The 7,819-nt window shown below is 43.1% G+C and carries 7 protein-coding genes and 1 pseudogene; 3 read left to right on the top strand and 5 right to left on the bottom strand.

Annotated features, from left to right (window positions below):
- From AC1DPZ_RS17885 to AC1DPZ_RS17870, 4 genes are all read right to left on the bottom strand, one after another.
- The coding region (locus AC1DPZ_RS17885; RefSeq protein WP_477405860.1) for a hypothetical protein at nt 1–367 on the bottom strand (367 nt) is incomplete at its 3' end.
- A 9-nt stretch (nt 368–376) separates the two neighbouring features.
- Complete coding sequence (locus AC1DPZ_RS17880) at nt 377–1,162, bottom strand: HNH endonuclease (RefSeq protein ID WP_477405858.1); 786 nt, start codon at nt 1,160–1,162, stop codon at nt 377–379.
- Between the two features lie 519 nt (nt 1,163–1,681).
- A complete protein-coding gene (locus AC1DPZ_RS17875; RefSeq protein WP_477405856.1) occupies nt 1,682–4,018 on the bottom strand; it encodes a M1 family metallopeptidase in 2,337 nt (778 codons plus the stop codon).
- The gene (locus tag AC1DPZ_RS17870) at nt 4,015–4,605 is read right to left on the bottom strand and encodes a HupE/UreJ family protein (protein ID WP_477405854.1); all 591 of its coding nucleotides are present in this window, start codon (nt 4,603–4,605) and stop codon (nt 4,015–4,017) included. The genes AC1DPZ_RS17875 and AC1DPZ_RS17870 overlap by 4 nt, the downstream gene beginning before the upstream one ends.
- A gap of 329 nt (nt 4,606–4,934) precedes the next feature.
- Here AC1DPZ_RS17870 and AC1DPZ_RS17865 point away from each other — a divergent pair, with 329 nt between their 5' ends.
- From AC1DPZ_RS17865 to AC1DPZ_RS17855, 3 genes are all read left to right on the top strand, one after another.
- Nucleotides 4,935–5,411, top strand: a complete 477-nt coding sequence (locus tag AC1DPZ_RS17865; RefSeq protein WP_477405852.1) for a DUF6702 family protein — start codon at nt 4,935–4,937, stop codon at nt 5,409–5,411.
- A 345-nt stretch (nt 5,412–5,756) separates the two neighbouring features.
- The gene (locus tag AC1DPZ_RS17860) at nt 5,757–6,494 is read left to right on the top strand and encodes a hypothetical protein (protein WP_477405850.1); all 738 of its coding nucleotides are present in this window, start codon (nt 5,757–5,759) and stop codon (nt 6,492–6,494) included.
- 75 nt (nt 6,495–6,569) lie between these two features.
- Nucleotides 6,570–7,349, top strand: coding sequence for a hypothetical protein (locus AC1DPZ_RS17855; protein ID WP_477405848.1), 780 nt, complete (start codon nt 6,570–6,572; stop codon nt 7,347–7,349).
- 254 nt (nt 7,350–7,603) lie between these two features.
- On the opposite strand, the pseudogene AC1DPZ_RS17850 reads toward AC1DPZ_RS17855, so the two are convergent.
- Nucleotides 7,604–7,819 (bottom strand): annotated as a pseudogene (locus AC1DPZ_RS17850) (IS110 family transposase); the annotation flags it as partial.

The raw sequence follows: 7,819 nt of genomic DNA, 5'->3' as shown, positions 1-7,819 counted from the left end.
CATAATAATGTATTGCTTTCCAAATCTGTCCTATATGACGATAATCATAATCTGTAGTTTGTTGCGCCCAAGCTGCCAATAAAATAAAATCGACCTCCCCGCCCGTAACAGCGACGGGACATACAATCTTTATCCCTTCATTATGAATAGCCATAAGAGATAGCTGGTACTCACCAAATGAAAATACAGCAAGACCTTTGCTTTTATTTGTGCCATACCATAAAACGCTTGTTGCTTCTAAGTTAATCTTTAATAATTTATCAGGATGTTCACACTCGGGTACTATTAAAATATCAGGATGTTCGCTTAAAATTAAATGGGCTTTGTTCCTAAAAGCCATTTGGCAATTCCATGTGATAATTTTCATCTGTAGCAACTACCCTTTAAATACATTTTTCCGATGGTAACATAAATATTCTTTGTTGACCTGCTTATGAAGCGGTTTATTAAGACTGGTATCAATCAAATTTTCAAGTCTTTGTTGCAAGTAAGTTGAAACCGATTGCAAATCAGATATTACAATCGTTTCTAAGTCATCTGTAAACGAAATATAGCCCTCGTCGAAAAGTTTATCATATTCTACATATAAGCAAATACCATTTGAAATATCCCCTCGAAAATCTTTTTTATGCGACCATGGTATAATGTGACTGGCTGTTAATAATGATTTTTCTGAAATACCCGTTAGTGCACATTTATTACCAAAATTCTTCAATACACCTTTTCTGAATTTAGATTGGCCGATACGAATATTTATTTCTGCTTTTGCATTTTCGATAAAATAGTCGTCTTCAAACTCAACAATAGAATGAACAATGAATGGTATGGCATAGTATTGTGAAATATCAACAGACAATTGTGTATTACTATGCATTAGAAATTGATGACCCAGTATGATAGCCGTCCACCTGTTGGGATATTTTCCAGTGGTTTTATGCTCATTAACGAAAAGATGCTTCACTGCACTATAAGGGATACAATAATAATCGGATTCATTTTGATCGTCAGTCCAAATTACAATATTAAAACTCTCACCAAAAACGTTCGATAATTCAATTAAAACTGTTTCCTGAAATCCAACCCATTTATTTTTTGGATTACCTTTTAAAACATAATTTCCGCCTCCATCATTCCAATTTTTTAAAGTTAATGCTCTATTCATTCTTTTTACTTTACTAACGCAAATTATTGAAAATGAGTCACTAATTTGCATCTTGATTGATATTGTGAAAGTTTTTTTTACATCACCTCTATCAATGGAAGGGCGTAGCCCTGATCCATTTTGTAGCAACCGGTTTCAACCCGTTGAGAAAGCAAAAGAAGAATAAAGAGAACCGTAGGTTCGGCGCATATAATATATGGGCAGCGCGCTATGCAAATCAAAATCCAAAAATCTGATAAATCTGTTTAATCCCGRTTCAGACAAATTTTGCGTTAGGGATCGGCGCGGATACCGGCCATTGTGGCTAAGGCCTGTGCAGTATGAGCATAGAGCCCGGCCGCAGGCAACGCCCAAATGTATATTTCAGGAGGAGTTTTTTAATACACTTGTTGGTATTAAAGAAACCAACTGCATAATTAACGAGGTGGATTTGCACAGTTCGCGATTGCTTCGTGCCTCGCAATGACATGGCTGATATTACTAATAAAAAAGCCCCCAATCACATCGGGGGCTTTGCTATTAATTTGTTTTCCTGGCATCCTGCATCGGGTTAGTGCCCGGTGTTGAGCCTCTTGGCAGGGTTTGTTGCTTAAACAGCTCGAACCTTGATGGGGCGTATTCCCTTGGCCAGCTGTTGTTGGCTTCGTCTGTATCGGCCGTTTGGCGGTATGGGTCAAGCTTAATGGATTTTACCTCTTTGGTTTTGGCAAATACCTTGCTCACCTTAAATTCGTTTTTACGCCATATGTAAGCCGGGATATTGTCTATCTCCGTGGTACCATCGGCATAGGTCCACTCAATAATGATAGGACTCACCAGGCCGCCTTTGTTGCTAAAGGTAAGCTCATAAAAATAGCTCTTGCTATCGTACAGTTTCTTCTCGTCGGGAGTTAAGGCGCTGTACATATCCTGGTAGCTTTTGGTGGTCATTGGCGTTGCCGCGAAACGATCCCATTTGGTATAAAAATCCTGCAATGAGGTATCGGCCTCCACAGCAAAGCGCGTTCCGGCGGCTTTGTTGCGGGTGGTGCTGATGTTCTCGAGGTTATGCTCAAACGCGGCGCGGTCTGTAGCGCCTTCAACAGCCGGGTTTTTGGTATTTAAACGGTAATATTTCACGCTATCCAATGATACATCAACCGGTTCGGTGCCGAAGAACCATCCACGCCAAAACCAGTCAAGGTCAACAGCCGAGGCATCTTCCATGGTGCGGAACAGGTCTTCGGGTGTTGGGTGCTTAAAGGCCCAGCGTTTGGCGTAGGTTTTAAAAGCATAGTCAAAAAGCTCGCGCCCCATTACGGTTTCGCGCAGTATGTTTAAGGCTGTTGCAGGTTTAGCGTAAGCATTGGGGCCAAACATGATAATGTTTTCGGAGTTGGTCATGATAGGCTCCAGCTGGTTCTTTGGCATCTTCATGTAATCCACAATCTTGTAAGCCGGACCACGTGACGATGGGAATTTAGGGTCCCATTCCTGCTCGGCCATGTACTGGCAAAAGGTGTTTAGGCCTTCGTCCATCCAGGTCCACTGGCGCTCGTCGGAGTTTACAATCATCGGGAAAAAGTTGTGGCCAACCTCGTGGATGATAACGCCTATCATCCCGTTCTTGGTAGCCTCGCTATAAGTACCATCCTTTTCGGCCCTGCCAAAGTTAAAGCAGATCATAGGGTACTCCATACCGTTTGCAGCCTCAACAGAAATAGCAACCGGGTAAGGGTAAGGGATGGTATGTTTGGAATAGGCCCGTAAGGTATGCGCAACAACCTTGGTTGAATATTTGCGGTAAAGGGGGTAAGCCTCGGGACCATAGTACGACATTGCCATTACCTTTTTACCACCCTCTATCTGGGTACTCATGGCATCCCATACTATCCGGCGTGACGATACCCATGCAAAATCACGCACATTTTCGGCATGGAAAGCCCATGTTTTGCGGGCGGCTGCATGGCCTTTCATGGTGTTTTTTACCTCGTCTAAATTTACCACCTCAACCGGCGAGGTTGCAGACTGGGCCGCGTTCCAGCGTTTGAGCTGGGCGGCAGTTAATGTTTGCGCGTAGTTTGAGCACTGGCCGGTACCACCCACCACATGATCGGCAGGTACGTTAAGGTTTACTTTAAAATCGCCAAAGGTTAAGGCAAACTCGCCGCTGCCAATAAACTGTTTGTTTTGCCATCCCTGGAAATCGCTGTAAACAGCCATCCTTGGGTACCATTGGGTCATGGTATACAGGTAATTGTTGTCCTCGGGAAAATACTCGTAACCGCCGCGACCGCCGATGGTCATCCTGTCGGATATATTATACCACCAGTTAACCTTAAACTTAAATTTTTGCCCATGCTGCAAAGCTACCGGCAATTCAATGCGCATCATGGTTTCGTTAATGGTAAAGCTAAGCGCACGGCCATTGGCATCCTTTACACTTTCAATATGGTTACCCAGGTCAAGCTGGGTACCCATGATGCCCTGCAACTGGCGAATGCTCATTTTGCCCTGCATTTTGCTTTCATTCATTTTTGAAGCTTCCCCATCTTTTTTATGCTGATTTTCATCAAGCTGCAGCCACAGGTAAGTAAGTGCATCGGGCGAGTTGTTGGTATAGGTTATCGTTTCCGATCCATCCAAACGCTGCTTATCATCGTTTAGGGTGGCGTTGATCTCGTAATCGGCTTTTTGTTGCCAATATTGCGGACCAGGTGCGCCGGATGCCGAGCGATAACCGTTCGGCGTGCTTAGCATGGTGCCCAACTGCTCAAAACGGTTACCGTGATTGGAGCCGGGGTTGTTGTCGTGTTGTGCCCATGATGCCGAAGCCAGCATCAAGCATGAAAATAGAGCCGGGTAAAATTTATTCATCTGAATTTAATTAGAAAAAAACGTTCGATACACATTATAAAAGCAATTCCAAATATAGCCGACGAGAGGAACAGCGTCCAGTCGCGCCATGGTGTTTTGGTAAATTTGATAAGCAAATAAGAGATAAGTAACGCAGATATTACAATTAAAACCTGCCCAAACTCAAGCCCAAGGTTGAAAGCGAACAGCTGCGCCGTAATATTACTGCTGCTGCCTAACAAACTTTTAAGGTAGTTGGAGAAACCCATGCCATGGATGAGCCCAAAAAATAAGGCTAAAGAATAGTTAAGCCGCATGGTATTGGCTGTGCGTTTTTTATTGAGCACATTAACCAAACTGGTAAAAACAATGGTAACCGGAATCAGGAACTCAATAAGCGAAGCATTGATGCGAATGACATTTAACACACTTAAAGCCAGTGTGATAGAGTGCCCTATGGTGAACGCTGTAACCAATACCAGCACCTTGCGCCAGTCGGCAAGCAGGTAGGTGCCGCATAGCACAGTTACAAATAAAATATGGTCGTACCCCTCCCAGTTGCAGATGTGTTGCCATCCCAACTGGAAGTATAATGAAAAGTCAGTCATTGAGCTAATTCGCAATTGCCAATAAAAATAACGTTTTTTGTCGAAAATAAAATACCCGTGCGATACGGTCCGTTTATAGCATGCGGGTTATAGCAGGCGCCTGCGGAGCCAGGAAGCTATACGGTTATTGCTATAAACACGTGACCCCGATGGGGTCGGATTGTGGTTTGAGGAATTTACTAAGATTAGCAATAATCCTCAGGTAGGCTTAGTATGCTCCGTTAGGAGCTACGTGTTTATAGAAAGAACGAAAAGTGTGTTGGCTCCGTAGGTGCCTCCTCTGCATTTGGTATTCTTTGCTATCGTTAAAAATTGAACTATTGTCAATTATGTTAAAATTATTCATCATAAGCTGGCTCAGCTTTTTCCACCCCTTTTTTGTAAGCGTTACCACCATTAACCACAATGCCAAAAACCAAAGCGTTGAGGTAAGCTGCCGCATTTTTTACGACGACCTTGAACGCACCATCGAAAAACAATACAAAACGCCTGTTGATATTGTACACCCGAAGGATAAAGCCAAAATGAACCAGATGCTTAACGATTACATTAAAAAGCATTTGCTCATTAAAGCCGACAGCAAAGCGCTTAACCTAAGCTATGTGGGTTATGAGATACAGGAAGATGCCGCCTGGATTTATTTTGAGGTGAAAGGCATCAGCAAAGTGAAAAAAATTGATGTTCATGACGATATCCTTTTCAGTGAACATGCCGAGCAGATCAATATGCTGCACGTAACGGTAGCCGGTGAGCGAAAGAGCACTAAGTTGGATAATCCGGACAGTGACGCGGGGTTTGAATTTTAAAGCTGCAGATGTGCGGATTTCAGATTTCAAATGTGCAGATGATGTTTTGGATTGATGAATTGATGATGTGTAATAAAATCCTTTGTCATCCTGAACGCAGTGAAGGATCTATTCGCCGACTATCCAGGCGAAGAAGCATGGCGGCGAGCAGATCCTTCACTGCGCTCAGGATGACAAAAGACAAAAGGAGTAACACTCCCATCCCCTTCCAAATAATATATTTTTTTTGTAACATAGCACCATATCCCCACATCTAACTAAACAAAAAAGTTAAATACAAAAAAACCGGCCGGCACAAACCATAACCAACAAAACTGCCGTGTTCGGCAAATCATTAAAAACAGCATGAAAAAAATATTTATAGCGCTTACAGGTTTAGTATTGCTGGTTTCGGCGTGCAACCAAAGGCAGCCACAGCAAAATAATGTAACTATTGAAAACAATACTACTGCCGGTTTCGATGTAAATAAGCTTGCCCAGTTTGTTAAAACCAGCACCGACCCGCAAACGCTGGAGAAAGCTATTAATAACCCTGCTAACCAGATAAATAACCTGGACCTGGATAAGGACGGCAACATTGATTACCTGAAAGTACAGGAAGCCGACAATAACAACCTCAAGGTAATTGATGACGTTAGCAATTCCGAATCGGTAACGGTTGCCAGTATCAAGGTTGGCCCTACGGGCAATAACAATACCGCCGATATGAGTATACAGGGTAACCCAAGCTATGCGGGATATAATAACTATTACCATTCCTCATTTTCGTTAACCGATGTACTGATATTAAGCTACTTTTTACGCCCGCATAGCTATTATATGCCTATGTACCATTACGGGTACTATCCATCGTATTATACCCGCACCCGTACTTACACTACCTTCAGGCCAACCACCTCGTCGGCAATGTCGTCAAGAAGCAGCAACCGGAGCAGCTTAAGCCAGCCCACGCGGTCGCAAAGATCGTTCGGTTCCCGCAATTCAAACAGCAGGGTAAGGAGCGGCGGATTTGGCGGCAGGAGTTCAAACGGCAGCAGATCAAGCTTTGGGCGCAGCCGCGGCGGATTTGGCCGCAGGCGGTAAAATCATCTCCATATATCTAAATTTTTATAGATTTTTATTCACAAATTTTACAGAAAACCGTTCTGAACTATAGATATGGCTATCCAATTAAGAAAAAATACCGTTTTATCCGACGATAATAAAAAAACGTTTAAGGCAATCGTCCTTTTAAACGAAATGATAAATGGCAACCACCAGTTTAGCGGCAGCGCTCATGGTGACGATGCCGCGCTGCAGCCTTTATTTACTCAACTTGTTGCCAACGGCTATATCATTACCTCGGGCTCCGGCTACCGGGTTAGTTCAAAGGGCCGGGGGGTGTTTGATACCTTTATGAAGCGTTATACCGAATACCTGAAGGTTTATGATGTTTTTTCATTTGTAGATCTTGAAAAAGGCGAATTCGCTTTCGACAGCTATTTTGATTTTGATACCGATGATGCCTGGTTTGATTTCACCAACGACGAACGTTTTGACGACCTCCGTATTGCCGTAGCCATGTTTAAAAAGGCAGATCCTGCAGAAATTGTATTCATGTCGTTCATCAACGAAAACAGGTTTGATACAACCGCGGCCGGCTGGCAAAATGATTTGATGGCAGATGATACCTGGAACGAAATAGAAGAAATTTGCAATACCGCCATAAAACCCGAAGACGTGGGCAAAGATGCCATGGTAGATATGATAAACCAGGGATCGGAGCTGATGATAAGGCTTATGGAGGAAGAAGAAAAACAAAATAGCAACAACAATAGCGGAGGTGGCAGCACTACCACTACTACAGTTGTTGAAGAAGAAACAATAACATATTACGAGCCGTATTATGATCCGTATTACATATCGCCAATATGGCTTGTGCCTTTGTTTATTTGGTAATTGCGTGTCATACGAGTACAGCGCGGCAATCGCGAACTATATACACAATGGGTGTTAAATAAACCGTCATTGCCCACCAGCCGAGCTGGAAAAAACAGTAACGAGATGTATGGATACCACAATCACCTCGTGATCGTCATTGCGAGGAGGTACGACGAAGCAATCCCCAAAATACAGATCGGATTTGCACAGCTACTCTGTAAATTGGGGATTGCTTCGTTCCTTATAATGACACATTTACAAGTCGCTCATAATCAAGCTGCTTTTTGTATGATATAACCCAGTTTAGCTGCATTTTTTTGCAGACGTGCGATTATCCTTGCTGTCGTAATAGCCGGATCCTGCTGAACTTTGCTGGCATCATAAGCCTGTTTTTTGAGTACCATGTTGTAAAAGATCACAGCTATTTTTCGGGCGACTGCCTTGATAGCTTTCGCGGAGCCTTTCGTTGCCGCAAGTTTTCTATATTG

Source organism: Mucilaginibacter sp. P4_G9, from assembly GCF_056400985.1.
Note: the sequence above shows the minus strand (reverse complement) of the source record. Positions and strands in the feature narration are given on the sequence as shown.

Excerpts from the sequence above, each read along its gene's own strand:
- AC1DPZ_RS17880 (WP_477405858.1), bottom strand. The coding sequence starts at position 1,162 with ATGAATAGAGCATTAACTTTAAAAAATTGGAATGATGGAGGCGGAAAT.
- AC1DPZ_RS17875 (WP_477405856.1), bottom strand. The coding sequence starts at position 4,018 with ATGAATAAATTTTACCCGGCTCTATTTTCATGCTTGATGCTGGCTTCG.
- AC1DPZ_RS17870 (WP_477405854.1), bottom strand. The coding sequence starts at position 4,605 with ATGACTGACTTTTCATTATACTTCCAGTTGGGATGGCAACACATCTGC.
- AC1DPZ_RS17865 (WP_477405852.1), top strand. The coding sequence starts at position 4,935 with ATGTTAAAATTATTCATCATAAGCTGGCTCAGCTTTTTCCACCCCTTT.
- AC1DPZ_RS17860 (WP_477405850.1), top strand. The coding sequence starts at position 5,757 with ATGAAAAAAATATTTATAGCGCTTACAGGTTTAGTATTGCTGGTTTCG.
- AC1DPZ_RS17855 (WP_477405848.1), top strand. The coding sequence starts at position 6,570 with ATGGCTATCCAATTAAGAAAAAATACCGTTTTATCCGACGATAATAAA.